The sequence below is a fragment of the Janthinobacterium sp. GW821-FHT03C10 genome (assembly GCF_059420865.1).
In genome coordinates this window covers 38597-61444 of the sequence record NZ_JBWKUN010000013.1, presented here as the reverse complement: position 1 = coordinate 61444, position 22848 = coordinate 38597, and the positions used below count along the sequence as shown (strand labels likewise).

Sequence of the window (22848 nt, the reverse complement as noted above, 5' to 3'; positions counted from 1 at the left end):
TATCCACCAGGCATTCCTCTCGCTTGCCTGCATACTTATCTGCTGGAGATACATTCAGCGGTTTTGTTAGGCGTTCTAAGCCTCTCGCGCTAACTCATAAAAATTACCTTTGACCCACCCCAGTTCGCCTCGGCTTAAAAAACCACGCCGCTCCCCAGCGGTATGATGCCATCATCGAGCATTTTATGCCCAGTTCAAGACCGCTCAGAGAAGACGCTTACCAGGTAAGTACGCCCTAATGAGCGCACCACAAAAAAGCCCCTGAAAAAATCAGGGGCTTGGTCTCATCAATTTCACCGACGATCCCAGTGGCTGCCGGTCAGCAGATCATTTCCTCACTATTGTATTTTTTTCGATATAAGCACAATTAAATCATTTGCTTACGAATACCCCATGAAGCGATGCCATGAAAAATATCATATTCAGTAAATTTGGCCTTTTCGCTTCCTCGGTGGTTTCGATGAAAGATATTTGTCACCTTCAAACAGCGACGTTTGGCCAACTTGATTGCCATCTGCAGGCGATCCGTGATTTAATTTGAGCCTACCTTCAATTTTTGCGGCCAACTCTAGGAATTGAACAAGTGATGATTCCAGCTCCATTTCCTTCTTCGAAGAGCGGGGCGGCTCAACAAAATTTCGCTGCACCTCCCCTGCATCCTCGGAACTACCGGCAAGCCTCAGCTGGCAAATTGCGCCAGGCATGACTTCGATGCTCAAGACTTTAGCAACAGTTTTCGAAACGGCCTCAAACATCTTATGTCCATCGAACACGGTTGCCATCCAGTCATACTCGGCCCAAGCCAAGTCCGCCAGTGCAGGCTCTTCCCATTCGAAATGCTGTCGAATTACTTTCTCGATGCCTCGGCAGGCCCGATGCCAATGACCGTCCCATACGCCAGGCCCTGCGAGCGCAGCCATGAGTCCAAACCAAGCACTCGCGGCCGGAGCAATAGCTGGTACACGCTTCAGAAGAAAGGCGTGTGAAGTACCTTTGCCAACCAAGAAAACCGCCCCGGCAACAATTGCAGCGAGGGCTGGGTACTCCCCGGCAGTATCGATCATATTAACGTCTGCCACTAGGCGTTGGAAAGCCACAACTCGCTTCTCGACAGAATCGCTTCTTAATCCTGGATAGTTTTCAAGTGATAAAAGACGCAGCACTGAACTAGGCGCAGCGCCATGGACTTCAGCCGCAGCGCGACAAACCAAGTTCACGACCTCTTCAGGGTTTTCGCTGAAGAGAGAGTCACCAAGGTGATGCAGTGCCTCCCATATAGCGTCTAAGTCGCGAAGTGTTACACTTCGACGCACGAATCGACTATCGCTTTCAATTCTTCGCAGCCGTTTTATCGCAATCGCCGTCGCAGCTTCGGAGTCATACAATGTCCAAGTACGAGCAACGGCGGTTGAGAAGCACGCAGCGGCACGAGAATAAGGGACCGAGGCCACCTCGTTCTCTGCACCACCTTGGCCTAATAGTTCACCGAGAACAATTGAAGACCATTGTTCACTCCTATTTCGCCCTCGCCGTTCTGAAGATAATAGCTCGCGCAAGTTTCGTGCATCAGTTTCGAGGATCACCCGACCGAATTGACTAAGCGGAAAAGCATCTGCCAAGAATGTATTCACCCAGGAAAAAAGGTCATAGTACCCTTCGTCCGGGACAACAAATAATGCTGCCGACGCATCATTCGGGCCTTCCTTAGTAAGCCCAACCGTTATGCCCGATGCGGGGACTCCCACAAAGCCAGCATCTGCTTTGCGCAAGTAGCTTTGCAGGTCATCACGCCCTACAGTGAAATCAGCAAGGCGCTCCCGACTAGCGGAGTACCATCGAAATGAGTTTTTCATTAGTAAATCCTTAATACAAATCCTCGACGTTGACAACGGCGGGCACAGCGAAAGCGCTCTCAAGTTTTGGACTGGTTGCACCAGTGCGATACGCGTTCAGCGACGTTTTCGCGCGGGTAACAGCCGTGTATGCCAACTTGGTTTGATTCAGCGGATAGTTAGCCAACTCCTCCACACCATATAGATGAACAGAGCGAAATTCAGTTCCCTTAGAGCCGTGCATCGTCAAAACGTGAATGCGTTTAGGCCCGATGAAACTTGCCGCAGGATCAACTCCATGAAAAACAACCTGACCAGATAAGTCCGTCTTCTCAAACCGCTCCTTCAGCTCAGCGACCGATTCGCGTTTCCCACAAAGAATACCAATGGTATCCTCATTGAACGCGTCGAGCTGAACGCGAATCAAGTCCATCATCGTGTTGAACTGTTCCTCCCGGCTACCACAAGGATGCAATTTAGCAGTGGACTCCCCCATTTCTTTGACGTTGTAGCCAGATGACCCTTCAAGCGAAACGGCACCCGCATCTGGAGGAATGAGCTTATCGGCCACCTTGGCAATTCGCGGGCCAATTCTAAAGTGATTTGCCAAGCTGTGAATTGCCAGACCGAGCTTCGCGGATATATCGAAACCATCTTTCTTGTAGATGCCTTGTTTTGTGTCTCCGCAAATGCAAATCTTGTCGCTTAGGCACAAAAGCGAATCAAGTTCGGCCACTGTCAAATCCTGAATTTCGTCTACAAAAATAGCGTCATACAGTTTGCTTGACGGGATTTTCCCATTCGCCTCCTGTATTTTCTGAAGAAGCTCTTCTCGTGCCGCATCGTTAAAAGCAATGCCTTTAGTTTCTTTCTTCAAGTCTAAATATTCCATTACGTGCTTGGCGGCCCACGAATGGTAGGTTTGAATTTGATCGACCGAAATTAAACCCTTTCCGCCGATGCCGCTCCTAATAAAATTTCTCAACGTCTTGGTAAAAGTGATTACAAGGACGTTCTTATCCCCCCCACCAGCGATGTATTGGGCACGGAGAAGCAAGAGGTTTGTCTTGCCAGACCCAGGCGGGCCATCTAATGCATACTTGCCCTCCTTGGGCAGAGCAATAAACGCCTTCTGCGCTGGATCCAACTGATCGTGACTTCTCCACCAATTATTGTTCATGTTTTGGCCTCAATTTCAGGAAACAACACCTTCTGCTCTATGGCTTCACCCACATCCTTATTGTCTAGCCCGGCCTCGATAAGCAAAGCTACCTTGTTTGCAAGGCTTACGGATGAGTCATCAACACCAGCGTCTATATCGCTAGCACATACGATGCCGGCCGCGATCTCATCCAAACCATCCACCGCGCTGTCCGCATGCAAGGAAGCCTTCAGCAGAATATTGGCCTTCCTGTTGTGGTAGCCATCTCCCCATTGTGCCTGAACAACCGCAGTCAAATGAAGGGTCGGCGCGATGGTGAATTGCAACTTGCGGCAATGTTCTGCATTGACCACCTGTACGGCGTTGAAGGGCAGCTGATTGGTGACAGTAGCAATCAGCGTGTTCCGAACGTTCTCCACGAGTTGATCCCAATGCAGATTTCTGTCCAGCGCTAGGCGTTGCTGCTCCACAAGTTCGACTTCTGCTCCCGTCCCGGCTGCCTGATGACTCAATCGATTCTTCAGACGCGCAAGAGGGCTCTGATCGGCGGAGGTAAAATCCTGCCAATTCACGAGTCGAAGTCGCGTGTCCAGGTCCTTTTCGAGGCAACGGGACGCGAGCGCCTTTAGTGACGCAAGTCGCGTCGGATTTCCATCGACAAAGGATGGGCGTTTGACCAGCACTGCCTTCGCCACCAACCACTTATTGTCTAGGGACACCTCTTGGTGGAACATCTGCACCTTCATAATCAGGTCGTGCAGAACCGCCCCGAGCTGGTAAAACGTCAGCCCCTTCCAGAGCTTCGCATTTGGTTCGTCAAGCCTGAAGAGGTACTCTGGTGAACTGTATTGAGCAGTCGCTAAGAACGGGCGCTTGTTGCCGTGGTCAGTAATTGCCGCGTCCACGCCATCAGCGGCCTCAATGTCGCGTGCCACCCCAAGGTCGAGCAGTTTCAGGGACGAAAAGTCCGGTGACACATGAATGTTCTCGGGCTTCACGTCACGATGGACGATCCCCAGCTTCTCCAGATACTGAGCTGCACCCACTAGTTGCAATAGCAAAGTAGAGACGGTCGAGTCCGGCACTTCGGCAAGAACGTTTTTCAGCCCTGGCCAGTCTAGATATTCCATCTCCATGAATGCAGTTTCCGCAAATTCTTCAACGCGAAAAGTTTGAATCAGATAAGGGCAATCGTGACCGATCAGGCGGCGCTGCACTTCTAGCCGCCGTCGTTCAACATCACCACTAGCGCCTTCAAAGAACTTGGGGTCGAAAACCTTAAATGCCCGTAGTCCGTCCGCTGTTAGCACCTTGAAAACAGCAGCCGAGCCACCGGACGCCACGTACACGGGCGGGTTGGAATTGCCTAGATGCTCCAGGAAATTTAATAATTTTGCGGTTAGGACATCAATTACTTCTTGACTGAGCGCTGGCATAGATTCCTCCTTGCAACCAGCATATCAGTGCTTTGCAAAAATGCCAACTTAGTCAATACGATTTATTGCCACGGACTGACGTCTTAGGGTATCGTCTCCATGCTTCGCATGGCCGCATTCATGGCACCATCGCCCCGAGAAGACCTGACCAGCGCGAACGATAAGCGGCCATGGCAAGCTTCTGTTTTGGCGAGATACCGGCAGGTGTCATGTCGCGCCGGCCGTGAGCGCAACTCCACCGCCAGCGTGCCAAGCCACCGATCTGGCCGGGCGCACGAAGCAGATGACGGGCTAGTTTATCGTAGCCAACTGTGCCGCTATCGCGCGCAAAAGCAGGCTCTCTGCTGTTGCCTCTGCCAGCTATGCAATCCTTCGCCGGCAGTTATGGCTAGGGAAGGCCTGCTTTTGCTAGCGCGCGGTAGGAGCCTGTGCAGGGCAGGGGAGATAGACTCAGCCCCGATCTCGCCGTTGGATCAGGCAGCTACGAGGTCGCGCACCCGGTGCTTCGCAGGACACCTAAGCCTCAACACGATTCATCGGTTTTTCATCCTTCAAGAACCATGGATCAGGAAAGTCTAAGCTACTGGCGGCGATTCAACGGTACCGTCCGCTTCCGCCCCTTTACGGACGTTCAAAGAAGCTGCTTAATTCGTCGCAAAGCGCGCGATCCAGCAACTGAAACTTGAGGATGAACATGGTCAGCACATGTGATGGCGATCGGCAGAAGCGCCCTTGACGGTCGCTTCTCGATTTCCATGGCAACTGCCTCACCCAGAAAGAAGTCGGCGTCATTGGCGAGTAATTGAAGCAACGGCAGATCTTTAAGGTCCAGCGAAGGCAGAAGGCTGACGATTAGGTCATTGCATTCCTGACGGTGGAGCGTGAGAATGAAATTCGCTAGTGCCGCCTGGTCCCTAGCGACAGGGCTCAAACGCGGATGTAGCTCAGATACAGACAGCCCTTCGGCTTGAGCCTTACGCACGGAGTCTAAGAAATCAGTCACGCTTTCAAACACCATTCGCGAATCGCCGTCGTGCGAAAGAAAAAAAACACTTCCAGCCAATGGCTCGACCGTAATTAAAAAATGATGGTTGCTTGTGTTTTCGTCATCCAATACGTAGCCGTGGAGTTCTCGTACTGTCGGGTGAAACGCAAAGAGTTTGCTCTGCTCTACCACCGTCTCCGCGTCAAAGAGCGAACTGGATGTCCAGTCGGCGCGCTTTAGCTCATCGAAATACTTTTGCAGCATAGAATCCCTTGGCGATACTGAACGTCTGAAATTGGCCGGTTGCCGTCGTTGCCAGGTCCCGCCCCGAAGCGGACGACTGTTACTTGTTAGCTTTCCGGTCCAAGACTTCACCCAGGGAAGTGTCCGGGAACTTACGCCAGTCTCGAGGTTCCGTACTCCGGACAAGATTTTCAACAGCAGCCATGGCGTCGCTGTTCTCAACACCAACTACTGTCGCGAGAACGTGATTCTGCGCATGCCGCTCTGAACGGTTCGCTCGTGCTTTAGCTAGCGGGATGCCTTTGCGTGAGGCCTTGCTGTTTTCACCATACGTGTTGCGGCGGTCTTTCTCGTAGCTGAGGCACTTTTTCTCTTGAGGAGTTTTCGGTTGCACTGCCATCTATCTTTCCCTTTCACATCCATAACTGAAGGTCCGCTCTTGGCTGCGGACTCAATCGATCAACGCAACACTTTAACTTAAATGCATCGTTGCAGAGCGGAAATGATGCGAAACAGAACTCGAATCGATCGCGCCGCGCCCCCGCTAATGCAGGGATTAACGTTGCACGAGGTTTAGCCACGGAAGAGTTCATGGCGGAATCCACCGAAGCTCAAGCAGCTTGTGCTAGAGCGCGGCATGAGTCTCTGCAGGGCAGGGGGAGATAGACCCAGACCCGATCTCGTCGTTGGATCAGGCTGCTACGAGATCGCACACCAGGTGCCGGGGTGGACACCCAGCGCCCTAACGGATCCATAGGTTCTCCATTTTTCAAAACTATGGATCAGGAGAGTCTAAGCTACGAGTGGCGATTCAATGCGATGATGCTGATCCAGCACATGCTGGAAGCGTTCATGGCAGGGGACCGGGGATTCGGAAAAGGGAGAGCGACCAAAGCTGTGCCGTTGAAGTCTTCTTGACGAGGCCAAAGCCCACGCCTGCATGTTCAAACCGGAATGGACCTCCCAAGCGAGCGGTCACAGCAAGGCCAGCGAGGTAGAAGATATAAGGGCCAGCATTGAAGAAGACGTGGGCTGCAGCACGCTTCCACTTCTCGATAAATTGCTTGTTCGGTCCCATCCAGTGCATGACGGCGAATTCCTTGCCGTCGAGATTGATGACGCGCGAGCTGAGGTCGAGCTACATGCTGAAATGAGTTCGCAAAAAGGAGCTTTCGCTGTGTATGTGTACCAACCAAAACATTCGATGCTCGCGTCGATAAAAGGCTTCTCGTGCGATTCGCTCATCCTCGCTGATCGAAGAATGCTGCAGCTCAAGCACAGTTGTGCGCGGGGTGCCGCTTCCGACCAGGATGTCAGCTCGGTGCAGTTCTCCGGTCGCTGAGTCGCGCAATGCGACTTCGCGGAAGGACATATCGAAGTGTTCTTTCCAACCGAGGTGCTAAGGTCCTTCCGGCTCAGTCTAGGGATCACAGTCGCCCGGCTTGTGCCGCCAGTTGGGCGCATTCTCGATAGGCATAACGGCGGTTAGCACGTCGCCACAGTCGCGGCAGGTGCGCGCTTCTGGTCATCGATCCAGGCATAGAGCATCTTGGCCGTTCCCGTTTAGGCATCGACAGCCGGCCAGCGCAACTTTCCGCGGCCGACGCGTAGGGCATCCACGAGCCGGGTTTTGCCCGGCAAGCGTCCCGAGAATAGGCTGGGCTTGGGATCAACCGCTGGCTTCTTGAAGACGGCGATCCGCTGGTAGTCGGGGGTTGCCAGCCAAGTCCGGCCATCCCCTTCGTCAGTGACGATTCGATAGAGGCCAGCGGGCGGGGAGGACTCGGTATCGAGCAGGCGCTTGTAGCGTTCGACGGACCATTTCTGGATGCTTCCGCTGAGAGCTTCGGTTCGGAAGCGGGCCCATAACGCGGAGGTCTCGGGTGTTGGCCAGTCGCCTGCGTCGGTTTTGGCAGTAATCTCGTCGGATTCAAGCCAGGCCCGCATTTCTGCGGGCGTGACGAAGACTGGCTCAGCATCTTCGATGGCTGCCATTGCCGCGCGCCGTGACGGTAGGCCTGCGCGGATCAGCATCGCCATCATGAACTGCGGGACACCGGTTTCGACCGTAGCCGCAGCACCGCCCGCCACCGTATCCGGCGACCAGCCGAAGGACATGCGCCGGGTGCGGACGGCTTCTAGCGCCCAGACTAGCCGATAGGTGAAGGCATCTTCGACCGCCCGCATGTTCTGCGGTCCAATCTTGGAGACTTCTTCCCCGGACACCCAACTACGTAGGATAGCTTTCCAGTTCGGCGGCAGCGCGTTCGCCTGGTCGGGGATGAAGGGCCGCATGAACAGCAAGCGCTCGCCGAGTCCGCAGAGAGCATCGGCGAGTTCGTTGATGTCGCCGTTTAACGCTGCACTATCTGCCTGGTCGATGAGTTCGGCCAGCTCGTCCGCCATAGCATCGATGAGGAGGCCAGCTTCGAGTCCGACTCCCATAGCGAAATGCCCGCGTCGCGTCGGGGCCGTGGTGGCTTTCCAGATGAGACCAGCGCGTGCTTCGAATACCTTCCGGTGCAGTGGAGCGACATCCTCGTCCTCCCGAGCAATTTGGCGAGCCCAGAGCGACCCCCTGAGCGCCTCGTCCAGAAGCTTAGGTAGATCGGCGCGATCAGCGTCTAGGGCTTCGATCAGACCGAATACGGTGGCGTCGAGGCGTTCGACGAGCTGCGACAGTGGCTCCTCGTCGATGGTTTCCTCCTCGTCGTCCGTCTCGTCTTCATCGTCGGAGATAGCGTCGTATTCCACTGCGGCGGCCAGTCGTTCTGCCACCTCTGCTTCTTCGTCAGGTGACCTCCAAGCCTTGCGGGCGTTGGCGAGATATTCCCAAGCGTCATCTCGATCCAGGACGCCCTCGCGCGATAGCCGCTCAAGGATTTCGGCAACGATTTGGATAAGGCCGCTTTTAAGCGTCCTGGCCTTGGCAGAGACGACCAGTTCCCTCCATTCTTTCTTTCGCCAATTGATTTTGTCGAACATGACATGGACGATCAGCCCCTCGACATCGACGAATGCACGTCCGGCGCGGCCGGCCACGTTCGCGAACTCCTCGCCTTTGATCTTTTCTGAGGCGCGATATAGCGCGGGCACAAGCAGCACGGCAGCGTTGAGATTGAGGCCCTGCGAGAGCGTCGGCGAAGCGACAATGACCTTTAGCGCTCCTTCGGATAGGAGCAGTTCCAGTTCCCGAAGGAACGGGCTCGGCAGTCGGCCGTGATGAATGGCAACGCCCACCTTCAGGCTGGCCACGGCTGGGTGATCCTCGCCCAGCCATTCCTTGCCGACTTCCAGGGCGCGGGCGATCGAAGCCTCGTCTTCCAGCAACGAGTCCAGATAGCCGCGCTTGCAGAGGTCCACGACTTGTTTGCCGTAGCTCTCTACCCAGTTTGCTTGGGTAGAGAAGATCAAGGTGCGCTTGCCCTGGCTCGCGAACTCCCATGCCGCGAACAGAGCGAGGTGCGAGTTCTTGCGTGGATAGGGCTTCTTCTCCTTTCCGAGCGCTGTTTTTTCCGCGACGAATTTGTCAAGGAAGGGGCCATCGTCGTCTAAATCGAGCCGTAGTAGCGCGTCCTTGCCTCTCCAGGTAAGCGCGCCGAATCTCTGGCGCGTGGGGCGCCAGTCGGAACGCACCGGCTCCCCGGGTTCGTCGGAGCGAATCCAGGCGGTAAGGTCGTCGAGTTCGTCGCCGCTCGGCAGGATCGCGGAAAGGCAAACTATTCGGCGTTCTGCCGCATCCGCGCGCCGGAGCAGGCGCTGCACGAGAGTCTCATAGCGGATTTCGCGCTCACTAGGACCGATCATGTGGCCTTCGTCGAGTACGATCAGGCCGACATCGTCAATCAGCGACTGGTCGCTTCTCAGCGCGAAGTCGAGTTTTTCGGGTGTCGCAATGATGATCTCGCGTGTGCGGAGGGCGTCTTCATCACCGGCCGAAAGACCGCTAGCGCCGTAGAGAGAAGAGACGCCGAACCCTAGTGGCGCGAAGGTCTTCCTGAAAGAGCGTTCGGTCTGGGCCGAAAGAGCGCGCAGCGGTGTGACGATCAGCACCCGGCGTGCGGAGGATAGGGTCATTAACGCGGCAATCTCTGCCACCCGTGTTTTGCCCGCGCTGGTCGGCAGGGCGACGACCAGATCGTCCGTGACGTCTGTGGAGCGCTGGGCGGCTTCGCGTTGCGAGGGCCATAGCTCCACCTCCGAGGTCTTGCGGACGTAAAGCGAGGAAATGAATAACCGCCGCAGGTCGGGATATTTTTCCTCTGCACCCTCGGGCGGCTCAGTCGGTAAATTCTGGTGTAGCGAGTGTTGCCACAGGTCGTCGATCAGATGACGGCATAGGTTCGAGATCCACCACAGCGGGACGTTCTCAGCGTTGTTGGCAAGCCCGACAGCGGTGGTAAGCAGCACTCGTGCGGCTTCGATCGGCTCGACCTCGCCCGTCTCAAGCCCGAAGTCGAAAAATGCCAAGGCACGGCAGATCGTCGTATTGAGAATTGTCGACAGTACTTCGTCGACGTCAGCGTCTTCGCTCTGCAGCGCCGCCGCGATCTGCTCATCGCCGTGAGCCCCGTCATCCAACCAGTCGCGAACGAAGCCGCGAAGTTGGTCGAGATCGCGCAGTATCAGGTGTCGGATCGCTATTTCGCCTGGCGAGACGTTAAGGTCTTCCTCGGTCTCGTTGAATATCGAATAGGCGACGGCCGAGAAGCCTGCTAGATGGTAGGCTGCAGCAGCAATGGTGCGGCGGAATCCGCGATCAGGCGACTCTGGGTCGCCATTGCGCACGAGGGCTTCGAAGGCGTTGGCTGCGCGCTCAAAGGCCTTGCCAGTGAGTTCCGAAGCACCAGCCCGAGCACGCAGGGCCATTGCGCCTCGAAGCAGGGCAAAACCGTGCTCGGCAAGATCTGTTTCGATGGTTGCGCCAAGTGGCGGAGCGTTTTGCGGCAATACGCCATCCTCGCGCATCAACGACCAAGCTGCACCGCGATAGAGGAGGCGCCCGAGGATACCGTCAACAGTAGCGGCCTTAAGAAAGGCGCTTAATTCTTCAGTTGTCTCCAAGATCTTCCGCCTCCAGGTACATTGCCGCAATGAAATCCTGATGGTCTTCGACGTGAATGTTCACGACGTAGTGGTCCCTGTTGGTTCCAGTGGCTTCAAGGTTCTCTTTCAGGGAAGCGTGAGGGCCGTTACCCGACACGGTGAAGAGCATGTGGTCGATGCGACCGGCGCGCATGGACTTAAGACCCACTTCGTCGCGAAGATCGCGCCCCAGCGCGTTATCGCCAGCGTCGTTGCTGTCCAGCAGGCGATTGGCGACAAACAGCAGCGAGTCCGGCGTGCAGCGGCCATTGTCGCGGTCGAGGACCTTGCGGGCGGCGGTGACTGTGGTTTTGCCAAGCTTTTGGTTACTTTTAGCCTCACCCTTTAGTAGCCAGAGCTTATTGTCTTGGCCGTAGCCCGCGCCGATGAAGTCATCGCCGCGCATGGCCATGTTACGGCCGTCCTTGTAACGGAGCCGGCGCACCGGCACCCGCAGACCGATCTCTTCCTCCACCAGTTCAGTCGCGAGGATTTCGCCAAGATCGCCAGAGCGCCCCGTGGCTGTCTGAGGCATTGCCTCGCTGAGGATCTTGGCAGCAACCTTGTATCCGAGCCGCCCTACATCATCGGCGATGCGTTCGAGCCGGTCATAATGCGAGCGAATAGTCTCAACAAGATCCTCCCGGATATCGTCACGGCCGCCGACCTTCTCGACATAAGTCCAATAATACCTGCGCTTGTCATTTTCTTTAGTGGACTCACACCACTTCTCATATAGCCCCACGGCACTTCCCCCCGATCAATCAGTTCCAGTTCTGATAGCGGTCATGGGGCACCGGCGAGCACACCGTGACGACTGCTATTACCTAATATCCACTCCACGAGCACTTCCAAAAAAGCATCGTGAGTTGGCGCGCCGTATGCATCCGATCACTATTCACTGTAACCGACGTAGGATGTAACGATGGCGACCTCACAGATGATGGAGGTGACGGACAAGGGCGAGATTAGGCCAGCATGGTGGCGCTGTCAGCTTCCTGCTGTGCGCGCTGATCTTTGATGATCGCGCGGGTTTGCTTGGCAGTAAGCGGGGCTTTGGTCTTCGAGTCCTCATAGAGATCGCCATAAGCCAAGACTTTGGCAACGGTGTATCGCTTCCCATTCGGGCTGTTTTTTGTCATTTGCAGTGCGATGACTTCGGGGTCAACGTTCTCTTCGAGCATGCGACCGGCGCGCTCAACAGCAGAGCCTGCCCGCGATGCCGGGCTTGAGACTTTTTCGATTAGATCGGCGGCACCGTCAGCGACGTTCCCCACGACGTTAGTAGATTTCGACATGCTTGGACTCCTTCTGAACTCCCACTAAGGGGCCTTGCTTGGTGAATTTAGGCAGAAGACAATTTCTTAATCTGTGCCACGCGTGACTGAGAAATACCAATGCGCTTTGCTACGTCCGTCTGTGTTAGCCCTTGGTTGAGCAACGACAACACAGCGCTATTTCGATCTTCAATAGTTAGTAAGTGAGGCGCAAGTTGAGTCGCCTGACTTACATCACTTGCTAACCATTCGTTATGCTGGACACGTCCATCCCGATGCTGCACGTTCGTTGACACCATCCCGGTTCGGTTATCGACCTGAAGAGAAAAACGCACGACATCCGGGTTGTTAGTCAGGTGCTGCGCCAGCTCGCCGAACTGCTGATGAACCTCATTGGCCTGTAAAACCGGAAGTGGTACGGGCGCCATAGGCCTTGGCATCTTGATTTGCTCCGAGATGTTATTTCTAATATTAACTATATTAGAAATTCCTGTGGCATGTCAACATCGCTCGCAGACTGTTGTGCGGCATGGTGTCGGGATTGTTGGAAGACCTCACAGAACCTCGCGCAGTTGGCGAAACGCTGCTGTCGGCCTTGTTCGACGTCATGGCCCTAGTGGGGGCTAAGTTCCTGCGGAGAGGGGAAGCAGGTGCGCAGCAGTTATCGAGAGCGGACGTCCTCGCATTGACGATCGCGCCGCTTTGACCGGCATCCTGTTCGTCCTCAAGACAGGCTTGCCTTGGGAATATCTTCCCCGTGAACTGGGCTGCGGCAGCGGCATGAGTTGCTGGCGGCGCCTGCATGCATGGCAACAGGCAGGTAGCTGGCAACGCATCCATGACGCCATGCTGCAGCACTTGCGGGAATACGACCAGATTCAATGGGAACGCGCCAGTGTCGACTCGGCCAGCGTGCCATCCCCCCCTCGGCGGACAGCATACCGGCCCCAATCCCACCGACCGCGGCAAGCTCGGTTGCAAGCACCATCTGCTCGTCGATCAACGCGGTCTGCCTCTGGTGGCGAGCATATCAGGGGCTCAGGTACATGATTCCCGCATGCTGATTCCATTGCTTGAAGCTGTCCCATCCGTATCAGGACTGGCTGGACGGCCGCGCAAACGCCCGGCAAAACTGCACGCCGACAAGGCCTATGCGTCGCGTGCCCATCGCGCCGGGCTACGTAGCAAAGGCATTGCACCACGCATTGCCCGCTATGGCATCGAGTCGCGCGAACGCCTGGGTAAATGGCGCTGGGTGGTCGAACGCACACTGGGTTGGCTGCACCGCTTCCGCCGATTACGCATCCGCTACGAGCGCCGTGCCGATATCCATCAGGCATTCCTCTCGCTTGCCTGCATACTCATCTGCTGGAGATGCATTCAGCGGTTTTGTTAGGCGTTCTAAGTCTTTCTCACTAAATTCCGGGTAGTACGTCGGTCTGCATCTGGCCGCTTGACGCTGTTGGCAGCCCCCTACGCGGATGTTAAATCATCGTTTAGTTATTCAACGAAAGACAAGGCGCGAACTGCCTGTTCGCTGCACAGGAATGCTCCTATTTGGTCCTGTGCCGAAGGTGAAAGACCGCTGTATTCTTCTTCCAGCCACGATTTGGCAGTAGCGGTATCCCAAGGGCCAAGTGAAGCCATGTAGTCATCATATTCATCTTGAATCTCGCGCCAAGACGCATATAGTTTCCTAGAAATCAGTACTTCTTTTCTAGTCAGGATAATGTGCACTTCCGTCATGAAATATCCCCTATAGAATGCGCTTCACATACGCAAACCAAGTGTCTGCTCTTGGGCGTCAACTGACTTGACGCTCGATAACCAACCGGCGGATCGCAGCGATTCCTGCCTCCATCTTCTCACGTGCGGAGCTGTTGGCCGAATGAACGAAGATAATTGGAGGACTAAAACCGCGCAACGCGACCGCTTCCTCAATCCACAGAATGACGTCATAGCCGGTGCCGCGCTCGTCATCTCCAAGATCATGGTCAAGACTAATCTCGGCAACCTCGCCGGCGGCAAGTAGTGCTACTGCCTCGTCAGGCCAATATACTCGGGTCCAACCCTCCGGCGTACTTCGCTCATCATCGAGATAAACCTTCATTCCTTCGTTCCCTTGGATAATTTGATGAATATTTCTTCCCTTCCAATAATACCCTGTGCGAATGCTCCGAAGCTCGGACAACCTTTGGATTGAGCGCGGTAGGAGTCTCTGCAGGGCAGGGGACATAGACCCGATCTCGTCGTTGGATTAGGCTGCTACGAGATCGCACACCAGGTGCCTAGCAGGACATCCAGGCTCCTAACCGGATCCACCGTTTTTTCATCTTTCAAGAACCAAGGATCAGGAGAGGCTGAGCTACTGGCAGCGGTTCAACGGCACCGTCCGCTACCGCCCCATACCGGTCATTGAAGTATTGCTCCTGACTCTGGAGCTAGGCTAAATGGGCGCCAGCCGCCTGGTGGGTCCCATTCACCATCACCACGAATCCGACCCGCGCTCGCATCGTGAAGGACTACACCGTCGATCCCAAGCGGCGACTGCTCCCAGATCAGACCTCCTGTATGGTCAAAAGCAAGAACTTCAGATGCCGAAGTTACAAGCACTGCGATGCGGCTATTTAGGTTCTCAAGGTCGCGCGAATCGTACAGATGGCCAAAGTAACCGTCCAGCTGATGGCGACGAACTTCGCCAAGGTAAAGATCAACGACGAACACGAATTGCCCAAAGCCGATGTAAACGATGCCCTCAGCGAAACGTGTGCTCTGAAAGCACGAGTACCCTGCGCTGGCAAGAATGTTTACGCGAGTCACCGGCGCACTATGGTGAGCGATCAAGACACTGGCAACGATGTTGGATTCTGAGGTTGGGCCGCGAGCAACAAGGACGCGACCATGTTCACTGTGCTCGCCAAGACTAAGAAATTTAACTTCCATCTGCATTTGTTTCCAAGGGATACGTCGAGTGACCGCTTCTGGTTGCCGTCGTTGGCCGGTTGCGCCCCAAAGCCGCCGTACAAATGAAATGATAGCAGGCAAAGCTCAGTGCTTACGACGCCAGTCAAGGTATTCAAACTCGCTGTCGTCCCTGTCCAATTCAACGCGGTAGTAGGAACGCTTCGCCATCTCGCTAGGGGTATCGTGCCAGTAAAGTTCAGCAATCTTCTCAACTGTTAGACGTGCAAGTAACCGGTTGTAATAGGAGCCTGTAATCTCTCGAGCGCGCTGACTCGGCACCCCAAACCGTTTCTTTATCTCATCGATAGTTTGCTCTAGCAGATGCGGCATCGTGCATTCTATCGGTGCGTCCGAGTCACGAAAATTGGTGACTAGTTGTTTTAATGCCGAGTCCAGAATGTATCTCGCTACGCTAGAACCAGAGTTGGTTGTGAGAACGAGTTCCCCCTCTTGCTCCAGCTCTACGAGAGACTGCAAAATCTTTTCTACGAGCTGCTCGCCATCCATATAGAACTCCCGATAATTATGAATTTGCCGTCAGCCCGAAGCTGCCAGTCGGCGAAGGTCCGCTCCTGGCCGCTAGCTGAAGTCCAGAGGATGGAAATCCGACATTGCTTTACGCAGCAAGGCATTCTGCGCCGAATTCGCTCAGTCTTCGGTAGAATTCCAGTCTAAGATTTCCACGAAATCCTCATCACCGGACTTTCGTTCGAATGCCGAGCCGATCGGAGCGTCTAGCAAAGGAATAATGGAACGATCATAATTGACGATCGTATTCATATTGTAATACGCGAGATTTTCGACGTCGTTTGCGTACTCATCAGTTTCTTGCCCTGACATGAAGCACCATCCACTATCGTGGTCGTGTCTAGGACTTTCTCGATACATGAAACATACCGGAAGACCATCGACAGTGACCATGTCGCTTGCTAGGCCTGCACCATAGCCAGAGACTAGCGGTTGAATCTGATCTTTCGGCAAGAAGTAAATTTTCGTCATACCTAACGTCTAACATCCAAGTTCAACTGCGGCCAAACGGCCGTTGGCGGTAACATTCTGATTCGCAATGACCGCTAGTGGCTGCGGACTCAATCGTTCAACGCAACACTTTAACTTAAATGCATCGTTGCAGAGTGGAAATGATGCGAAAGAGAACCCGAATCGATTGCGCCGCGCCCCGCGAACCCCGGGATTAATGTTGCAGGGGGGGGGGAGCCCCGGAAGAGTTCATGGTGGAATTCACCGAAGCTCAAGCAGCTTGTGCTAGAGCGCGGCATGAGTCTCTGCAGGGCAGGGGAGATAGACCCAGACCCGATCTCGTCGTTGGATCAGGCAGCTACGAGATCGCGCACCAGGTGCTTGGCAGGATTCCCAGGTCACTTACATGATCTATCGCTTTTTCATTTTTAAAGAACTATGGATCAGGTGAGTCTAAGGTACTGGTGGCGATTCAGTCTACCTTTTACATCGGAATCAATGTCCCAATTCGCATTTAGAACAAAGAAAAGCTCATTGCGCTCCGATCCAACCGAATTATTATTCATTTTGAATCGTGCATACCTGACGTATCTGGAAAATATGCTATAAATGCAACTTATTGCGTTGCAGCACCTATTCAGGAGCATCATTTGAGCAGACCTCTCATTGTCATGGGCGACAAGACCAGTCATGGCGGCACGGTTATCAGCGCCGATTTCACCTGTGACATCAATGGCAAGAATATAGCGCGCGTCGGCGACATGACGGTATGCCCCAAATGCAAGGGCACGTTCCCCATCACGTCCGGGCCGAGCGACCTGGTAGACGGCAGTGGCAACGGTTTTGCGCGTCACATGGATTCGACCGCTTGCGGTGCAAAACTGATTTCCGGCCAAATCACGACGATCTGGTTGGACCAGTCCAGCGTGGGCAACCCGGCTGATGTCGACGACAATGACGTGATGGAAACCGCCGGCAACATCGCCGCAAATACCGACTCCGGCATTTGCCTCGAATGCTTGATGTCTGCGGCGGCCGCCGGCGCGACCACCGTTATCCGGGAGTAACAATGTTGCTCGACGTCACAGAACGCCTGAATCAACTTCAACAATATCAATCGGCGTTGTGCCTGTACGCACTGGTCGACGGTGTTCAATATGAGACACGCCGCCAAGCACGCCTGATGCAGGATGCGACGCGCCATTCGCTGTTCACCGGCACACCCGATGCGGCGCTTGCGCATGCTGGCCCGTGGTTGGTCGACGTGGCGAGATCGACGCCTTCCTTTGTTGAGGATCTGGCCGTACTTGAGCACGAGGCGTCTTCTGTTACCTGGCTGTTCGCCGTACAGGACCTCGGTGGCCTGGCGCAACTGCTGCAATTACACTTGGAAACACGGCTACCGGACGGCCGCGCAGCGCTGCTTCGCTTTTGGGATCCGCGCGTGTTGGTGAAGCTGGCACAAATACTTGAGCCGGCACAGCGGGAGGCGATGTTTGGTCATATTCACGAATGGCACTTGCTGCTCGACGGCAAGCGGGCAATCATAGGGAGGCGCGATGCTGACGTTTAGCGAGGAGCAATGGCGTGCCGTTCAGACGGGCGACATGAGCGATTTCGTCATCGCAGTGGCGGACCAATTTTTGGCCAAGCGTGCCGACATGGCAAGCCAGCCAGGCCGGGCGACCGTGATCGAGCGCATGCTGGCGGCGTACACCTACGCCATTCGAATCGGTTTCAGGTCCACGCCGCATATCGTACATCTGATGTACCTGTCAGCCGACGCGCCCGGGATCCATGACGACCCGCTGGTCGATGCCTACCTGCGCAAGCCCGGCGCCACGCCGGAGCAGCGGTTCGACGAACTGATCGCTGTAATGGATAAAAAACTGGAAGGTGAGTAATAATGGGTGCGCTACCGATATTGGTGATACCAGCAGTCGTGGAGAAAATTTTGTTAGCCTTGGGTGTCGCCGCCGCAGGTGCCGTGATCACGGACGAGGCATTGCGCAAACGCAAAAAAGAGGCAGAAGAGGCAAAAGACGCCCGCGTCACCCCCCTCGCGCGTGCCGAGACGCGAAGCGATACCAAAGAAAGATGTCGGTGCCCGCCAGACAAGGGTACGCTTATGGCTGTTCCACACAGCATGTCGCCAGCCGCACGCGATTACCAAGCCCGGATTACTGGCTTCCTGATTGGCATGGAATGGGTGTTTGAAGGAAAGGACTTTGACGGCTTCCAATCCCGCCTGTGCTTGTTGCAGGAAGCAAAAGCGGATTATGACCAGTTTTTTAAGGAAAACGGTGAACTTAGATACGATTTTCAAAAAAGTATCTTCCAGAACATGGTATTGAAACAGGCCACCGCTCAGTCCAATATTGTCAAAAATAACCCTCCAGCCTCGCTTAGCTGGTACTTTCAAACGCCACTCGCGTATGAACACATGCTGCCCAGTCTAAGTGCATTGGGTATTACCACTTATTACACTCCATAATATTATGATAATAAAATCCTTGTTCAAACGCGATGCAGCGAACACATCCATTGCGTTCCGACCTTCCGTCCAAAAAATCGCGACGATTGTCCGCTTCTTGCAAGAAACTGAGGCGTTTGGAAAGAACTGGTTTCTGTCGAAAGAGACAGAAGCAGAGTCGTTTCTGTATCCTGTTTTCGATGCCTCGGGAGAGCTTACTACTGCGGCCGAAGCCGTACTCGAGGCCGAGTTTAAGGATGAGAAATTTCGATATCTCAGTGCTTGGAATGGCGAACTCGGAGACGGCGAGGGCGCGAGTATTGCGCTTGGGTTCAGCGACAGTGAGTGGCCCTCTAGGAGTCTGGAAATCAGCGATCAAGGCGTCGGCGCAAAACGGCTTGGTATTGATGGCGTGAAAGAGATGCTGTCCATTATCGCGAGGTCCCTGCGGCCGGTATTGATTACGGTTGCACGTAATCAGTATTTTAAAAAACAGGTCTTCAAGGATCGTCCCGGTGTTGGCTGGATGTTGTACCTGCCGCGCATACTCACGGTCCAACAGGTGCCAGAGGCACGCGCTTTAGTGCCCGTGATGGCGATGGATGAGCAAGGTAAAGACAAACAGATCGGCACCATCATCGTGAGTGTCACCGACGAGCCTTTCAATGATGAGAATCCTGAGCACGTCAAGATCGCTAATGCCATTGAAATTCGTCTCGTCGATCAGGACTTGCTGCCTCGTTATGTCGATATTTGACGAAGGATAACTCACTTCGATGGTACGAAAATATCCTGCCATGCAGGGGATAATCACTGTTCGACAACAAGGTTAAGAACGCCTAACAAAACCGCTGAATGTATCTCCAGCAGATAAGTATGCAGGCAAGCGAGAGGAATGCCTGGTGGATATCGGCACGGCGCTCGTAGCGGATGCGTAATCGGCGGAAGCGGTGCAGCCAACCCAGTGTGCGTTCGACCACCCAGCGCCATTTACCCAGACGATCGCGCGACTCGATGTGATTGCACAGCATCGTTTTACCCGCGCCCCGCCTCACACTCATACGCGATCACAAACGATTCGTATGGCTGCAGGCTGAGGTGGTCGGTCAAGCTGTCACGCTGGGCATAGTTGCTGATCAAGCCTTGCCCGGCAATGCCGTGCAGCATCGCCGGCAGATCCAGTTCGAGGTGTTCGCCGGAGAAGTTGTTGACGACAACCAGCTGTTGGCTTCCCAAGCTGCGCCGATAGGCGAACACCTGCGGGTGCTGCTCCAGCAACGGCAGGTATTGTCCGTAAACCATGACGTCCCAGTGCTTACGCAGTTCGATCAGCTTCTGGTAGTGGAAGAAGATCGAATCGGGTTGATCCAGCGCGGCCGCGACGTTGATTTCGGGGTAATTTGGATTCAGTCTTAGCCATGGCGTGCCGCTACTGAAACCGGCGTTGTGTGTGCTGTTCCACTGCATTGGGGTGCGTGCATTGTCCCGTCCGTTGGCGTGGATGCCGGCCATCATCGTCTCCGGTGACACGCCGGCGGCCGTGCGTTCGTGGTAGAGGTTGAGCGATTCGATGTCGCGATAGTCGTCGATGGAATCAAAATGGACATTGGTCATGCCTATTTCCTCGCCTTGATAGACGTAGGGAGTGCCCTTGAGAAAATGTAGCGCGGTGGCCAGCATCTTGGCCGACTCGACCCGATAGCGGCCGGGATCGCCGTATTTGGATACGGCGCGCGGCAGGTCGTGGTTATTCCAGAACAGTGAATTCCAGCCGGCATCGGCCAGCTCGGTCTGCCACTTACTGATGATCTGCTTGAATTCAAACAGATCGAATGGCCGCGGCTTCCATTTTCCCTCCTTGGCATCGTGGGTCATGGTGATGTGCTCAAACTGGAAGACCATCGACAGCTCCTGACGCGCCGGGTCGGAATACAGCTTGGCGGTCTCCGGGGTGGCGCTCCACGTCTCGCCCACCGTGACTACATCGCGTGCGGCCAGGGTCGCTTGGTGCATTTGCTGCAGCAGCGGGTGCAGTTGTGTGCCGTTGGCGATAATCTGCTGGTCGACCTGTTTGCCGATGAGATCGATCACATCCATGCGGAAGCCGCCGATGCCCTTGTCCAGCCACCAGTTCATCATGCGATGCACCTCTTCCTGTACTCGGGGATTTTCCCAGTTCAGGTCCGGTTGTCGTTTCGAGAACAGATGGAAGTAATATTCACCGCTGGCGGCATCGTATTCCCATGCACTCCCGCCAAAATACGAACATTGCTGGTCGGGCGGGGAGCCATCGGCGCCTGCATTGCGCCAGATGTAGTAGTCACGGTAGGGGCTATCCTTGGATTTCTTCGCCTCGACGAACCAAGCATGCTCGTCAGAGGTGTGGTTGACCACAAGATCCATCAGGATACGGATGTCGCGCTTGGCCGCCTCTGCGATCAGCTGCTCCATCTCGGCCAATGTGCCGAATTCAGCGGCGATATCCTGATAGTCGGAGATGTCATAGCCGTTATCGTCCATCGGCGACCGGTACACCGGCGACAGCCAGATCAGGTTGATTCCCAGATGTTGCAGGTAGTCCAGTCTGCCGATGATGCCGGCCAGATCACCGACCCCATCGTGATTGCTGTCTTGAAAACTACGTGGGTAGATCTGATACACGACGGCGTTATGCCACCATTGCTTATCCAACATGATTATCTTTCTCGCTTATGGATTGGCGGCACTGTCTTGCAACGTGCCAAGGGATCGCCAGGGGGAGGGCAGACCCGATCTCGTCGTTGGATTAGGCAGCGACGAGATCGCACACCACGACCCTGGCAGGACACCCAGGCCCAACACGACCCATCGGCTTTTCATCTTTCAAGAACTATGGATCAGGACTGGCTAAACTAGCGGTGGCGATTCACCATGTAGACGTTGACGACGTCATCGCTATCAACCTCCAAAACGTGAACCTGCAACACAAGCTCGCTGCGGCTGCGGCTGCATCAGTCGGATATAACATCTTCGCCATCGCTTATGGCCGAAAAGGCTAATCCGTACCGATGAAAAAAAGAAGCCCGCTGGAACTTTCTACAAGGATAGAAGTCTAACAAAATCTACTAAAGTATAAGCATGTATAACGTGAAGACCTTATACTTTACTAGAATTTCCTATCAATGGAGGTTTGCATGGACCCCGTAAAAAACCCTTTCGCACCCGGCGCAGGTAGCCGCCCACCGGAACTCGCAGGGCGACAGGCGATTATCAATGATGCGCGCGTGGCTATCGATCGAGCCCTGCTTGGAAGACCTAGCCGATCTCAAGTGTTCCTGGGCCTTCGTGGCGTAGGTAAAACCGTACTTCTGAATGCTGTTGAGACCATGGCCAACGAGCGCGGCCATCTAACTTCCAGCATCGAAGCGCCGGAAAGTAAGCCGCTAGGAGAATTGCTTTTGCCGCGCGTACATCAGGTGCTACGCAAGCTCTCTCTTATCGACAATGCTAAAGGCAAAGCATACGAGGCACTGCGTGCGCTACGATCCTTTGCCGCTGTGTTCAATTTTGAATACGGAGACATGTCAATCTCCGTCGATCCCGAAGTAGGAGTAGCAGACAGTGGCGACCTGGAGAACGATCTTCCTGAGTTGTTCGTACGTATTGGCGAAGCTGCAAAAGCCGCAGGAAAGGCTTGGACGCTCCTCATTGACGAGCTCCAGTACCTTAGCCAGAAGGATCTGGCAGCTCTCATCGTTTCGCTCCACAAGATCAATCAGAGTGAGCTCCCCGTCTTGTTTTTCGGTGCCGGATTACCCCAAGTAGCAGCATTATCTGGCGAAGCCAAATCCTATGCAGAGAGATTATTCCACTTCCCAGAGGTCGGTGCCCTGTCTGAAGTCGATGCCAAGGCAGCCATCCGACAACCTGTAAATGAAGAAGGTGCAGTGATTGATGAGGGGGCTCTAACCGAAATATTCCTTAAAACCAAAGGCTACCCTTACTTTTTACAGGAATGGGGCCACCAATCCTGGAACCTTGCCGTCGGGGATACGATCACCCTTCATGACGCAAGACAGGCAGAAGCAACTACCCTGAAGCGTCTGGATGAAGGCTTTTTTAAGGTGCGTTTCGATCGATTAACTCCGAAAGAGCGCGAGTATGTCATCGCTATGGCAAGGTTAGGGAACGGGCCATACCGCTCTTCAGATGTGGCCGACGCGCTCGGTGAATCCTCGCAAAGCCTAGGGCCGCGCCGTGCCCAGATAATAAGCAAAGGAATGATCTACAGCCCATCTCACGGAGACATCGCATTCACTGTTCCGATGTTTAATGACTATCTCACTCGCAATTTGGCCAATCTTGGCTGACCGGAGCCTTGTCCTCATGCCTGCCCAGATCCCTGCACGCATGCTTCACAGTATAAGACGTGAC

22 protein-coding genes and 3 pseudogenes are annotated in these 22848 nt (G+C 54.7%); 8 read left to right on the top strand and 17 right to left on the bottom strand.

Going from position 1 to position 22848, the window contains the following annotated elements:
* Nucleotides 1-422: 422 nt before the first annotated feature.
* The 5 genes from AC07VH_RS29000 to AC07VH_RS28980 form a co-directional block, all read right to left on the bottom strand.
* Entirely contained in the window at nucleotides 423-1853 is a 1431-nt protein-coding gene (locus AC07VH_RS29000) for a hypothetical protein (protein ID WP_494789503.1), read from the bottom strand.
* A gap of 10 nt (nucleotides 1854-1863) precedes the next feature.
* The gene (locus AC07VH_RS28995; RefSeq protein ID WP_494789504.1) at nucleotides 1864-3012 is read right to left on the bottom strand and encodes a UvrD-helicase domain-containing protein; all 1149 of its coding nucleotides are present in this window, start codon (nucleotides 3010-3012) and stop codon (nucleotides 1864-1866) included.
* On the bottom strand, nucleotides 3009-4430 hold the full coding sequence (locus tag AC07VH_RS28990) for a protein kinase domain-containing protein (protein WP_494789505.1): 1422 nt from the start codon (nucleotides 4428-4430) through the stop codon (nucleotides 3009-3011). The genes AC07VH_RS28995 and AC07VH_RS28990 overlap by 4 nt, the downstream gene beginning before the upstream one ends.
* 631 nt (nucleotides 4431-5061) lie before the next feature.
* Entirely contained in the window at nucleotides 5062-5679 is a 618-nt protein-coding gene (locus AC07VH_RS28985) for a hypothetical protein (RefSeq protein ID WP_494789506.1), read from the bottom strand.
* A 79-nt stretch (nucleotides 5680-5758) separates the two neighbouring features.
* Nucleotides 5759-6058 carry a hypothetical protein gene (locus AC07VH_RS28980; RefSeq protein ID WP_494789507.1) on the bottom strand — a complete coding sequence of 100 codons (300 nt, stop codon included), beginning with the start codon at nucleotides 6056-6058 and terminating at the stop codon, nucleotides 5759-5761.
* Between the two features lie 416 nt (nucleotides 6059-6474).
* Here AC07VH_RS28980 and AC07VH_RS28975 point away from each other — a divergent pair.
* A pseudogene (locus AC07VH_RS28975) lies at nucleotides 6475-6576 on the top strand (DUF2274 domain-containing protein); the annotation flags it as partial.
* Nucleotides 6577-6796: 220 nt separating this feature from the next.
* Here AC07VH_RS28975 and AC07VH_RS28970 read toward each other — a convergent pair.
* The 5 genes from AC07VH_RS28970 to AC07VH_RS28950 all read right to left on the bottom strand — a co-directional run bounded on the left by AC07VH_RS28970 (nucleotide 6797) and on the right by AC07VH_RS28950 (nucleotide 12448).
* Nucleotides 6797-7030, bottom strand: coding sequence for a competence protein CoiA family protein (locus tag AC07VH_RS28970; protein ID WP_489627769.1), 234 nt, complete (start codon nucleotides 7028-7030; stop codon nucleotides 6797-6799).
* Between the two features lie 191 nt (nucleotides 7031-7221).
* Entirely contained in the window at nucleotides 7222-10722 is a 3501-nt protein-coding gene (locus AC07VH_RS28965; RefSeq protein WP_489627768.1) for a DEAD/DEAH box helicase, read from the bottom strand.
* Entirely contained in the window at nucleotides 10709-11488 is a 780-nt protein-coding gene (locus AC07VH_RS28960) for a HamA C-terminal domain-containing protein (RefSeq protein ID WP_489627767.1), read from the bottom strand. Before AC07VH_RS28960 ends, AC07VH_RS28965 begins: the two co-directional genes overlap by 14 nt.
* Before the next feature lie 223 nt (nucleotides 11489-11711).
* Nucleotides 11712-12041 carry a hypothetical protein gene (locus tag AC07VH_RS28955; protein ID WP_489627766.1) on the bottom strand — a complete coding sequence of 110 codons (330 nt, stop codon included), beginning with the start codon at nucleotides 12039-12041 and terminating at the stop codon, nucleotides 11712-11714.
* Nucleotides 12042-12088: 47 nt separating this feature from the next.
* Nucleotides 12089-12448: a helix-turn-helix domain-containing protein gene (locus AC07VH_RS28950; protein ID WP_489627765.1), complete on the bottom strand. Its 360-nt coding sequence runs from the start codon at nucleotides 12446-12448 to the stop codon at nucleotides 12089-12091.
* Between the two features lie 238 nt (nucleotides 12449-12686).
* On the opposite strand from AC07VH_RS28950, the pseudogene AC07VH_RS28945 reads away from it, so the two are divergent.
* Nucleotides 12687-13416: pseudogene (locus AC07VH_RS28945) on the top strand (IS5 family transposase); the annotation flags it as partial.
* A gap of 104 nt (nucleotides 13417-13520) precedes the next feature.
* On the opposite strand, the gene AC07VH_RS28940 reads toward AC07VH_RS28945, so the two are convergent.
* The 5 genes from AC07VH_RS28940 to AC07VH_RS28920 all read right to left on the bottom strand — a co-directional run bounded on the left by AC07VH_RS28940 (nucleotide 13521) and on the right by AC07VH_RS28920 (nucleotide 15983).
* Nucleotides 13521-13766 (bottom strand): hypothetical protein, encoded by a 246-nt coding sequence (locus AC07VH_RS28940; RefSeq protein WP_494789508.1) that lies wholly within the window; start codon nucleotides 13764-13766, stop codon nucleotides 13521-13523.
* Between the two features lie 58 nt (nucleotides 13767-13824).
* Nucleotides 13825-14130 (bottom strand): cyclic-phosphate processing receiver domain-containing protein, encoded by a 306-nt coding sequence (locus AC07VH_RS28935; protein ID WP_489627763.1) that lies wholly within the window; start codon nucleotides 14128-14130, stop codon nucleotides 13825-13827.
* A gap of 302 nt (nucleotides 14131-14432) precedes the next feature.
* On the bottom strand, nucleotides 14433-14969 hold the full coding sequence (locus AC07VH_RS28930; RefSeq protein ID WP_489627762.1) for a hypothetical protein: 537 nt from the start codon (nucleotides 14967-14969) through the stop codon (nucleotides 14433-14435).
* A gap of 99 nt (nucleotides 14970-15068) precedes the next feature.
* Entirely contained in the window at nucleotides 15069-15491 is a 423-nt protein-coding gene (locus AC07VH_RS28925; protein WP_489627761.1) for a hypothetical protein, read from the bottom strand.
* 141 nt (nucleotides 15492-15632) lie between these two features.
* Nucleotides 15633-15983: a DUF2185 domain-containing protein gene (locus AC07VH_RS28920; RefSeq protein ID WP_489627760.1), complete on the bottom strand. Its 351-nt coding sequence runs from the start codon at nucleotides 15981-15983 to the stop codon at nucleotides 15633-15635.
* 629 nt (nucleotides 15984-16612) lie between these two features.
* On the opposite strand from AC07VH_RS28920, the gene AC07VH_RS28915 reads away from it, so the two are divergent.
* Genes AC07VH_RS28915 through AC07VH_RS28895 form a run of 5 tightly spaced genes read left to right on the top strand, consistent with a single transcriptional unit; the run spans nucleotide 16613 to nucleotide 19192 of the window.
* A complete protein-coding gene (locus AC07VH_RS28915) occupies nucleotides 16613-17029 on the top strand; it encodes a PAAR domain-containing protein (protein WP_489627759.1) in 417 nt (138 codons plus the stop codon).
* Nucleotides 17030-17031: 2 nt separating this feature from the next.
* Nucleotides 17032-17535 carry a DUF4123 domain-containing protein gene (locus AC07VH_RS28910; RefSeq protein ID WP_494789510.1) on the top strand — a complete coding sequence of 168 codons (504 nt, stop codon included), beginning with the start codon at nucleotides 17032-17034 and terminating at the stop codon, nucleotides 17533-17535.
* A complete protein-coding gene (locus AC07VH_RS28905) occupies nucleotides 17522-17866 on the top strand; it encodes a hypothetical protein (protein WP_494789511.1) in 345 nt (114 codons plus the stop codon). The genes AC07VH_RS28910 and AC07VH_RS28905 overlap by 14 nt, the downstream gene beginning before the upstream one ends.
* A 2-nt stretch (nucleotides 17867-17868) precedes the next feature.
* The gene (locus tag AC07VH_RS28900; protein WP_070259999.1) at nucleotides 17869-18456 is read left to right on the top strand and encodes a Tox-REase-5 domain-containing protein; all 588 of its coding nucleotides are present in this window, start codon (nucleotides 17869-17871) and stop codon (nucleotides 18454-18456) included.
* Between the two features lie 19 nt (nucleotides 18457-18475).
* Nucleotides 18476-19192 (top strand): immunity 52 family protein, encoded by a 717-nt coding sequence (locus tag AC07VH_RS28895; protein ID WP_494789512.1) that lies wholly within the window; start codon nucleotides 18476-18478, stop codon nucleotides 19190-19192.
* Between the two features lie 82 nt (nucleotides 19193-19274).
* Here AC07VH_RS28895 and AC07VH_RS28890 read toward each other — a convergent pair.
* Both AC07VH_RS28890 and AC07VH_RS28885 read right to left on the bottom strand, forming a co-directional pair.
* Nucleotides 19275-19451, bottom strand: a pseudogene (locus AC07VH_RS28890) (transposase); the annotation flags it as partial.
* 19 nt (nucleotides 19452-19470) lie between these two features.
* Nucleotides 19471-21129: a glycoside hydrolase family 13 protein gene (locus AC07VH_RS28885; RefSeq protein ID WP_494789513.1), complete on the bottom strand. Its 1659-nt coding sequence runs from the start codon at nucleotides 21127-21129 to the stop codon at nucleotides 19471-19473.
* 479 nt (nucleotides 21130-21608) lie between these two features.
* On the opposite strand from AC07VH_RS28885, the gene AC07VH_RS28880 reads away from it, so the two are divergent.
* Nucleotides 21609-22784 carry an ATP-binding protein gene (locus AC07VH_RS28880; RefSeq protein ID WP_141169613.1) on the top strand — a complete coding sequence of 392 codons (1176 nt, stop codon included), beginning with the start codon at nucleotides 21609-21611 and terminating at the stop codon, nucleotides 22782-22784.
* Nucleotides 22785-22848: the final 64 nt, after the last annotated feature.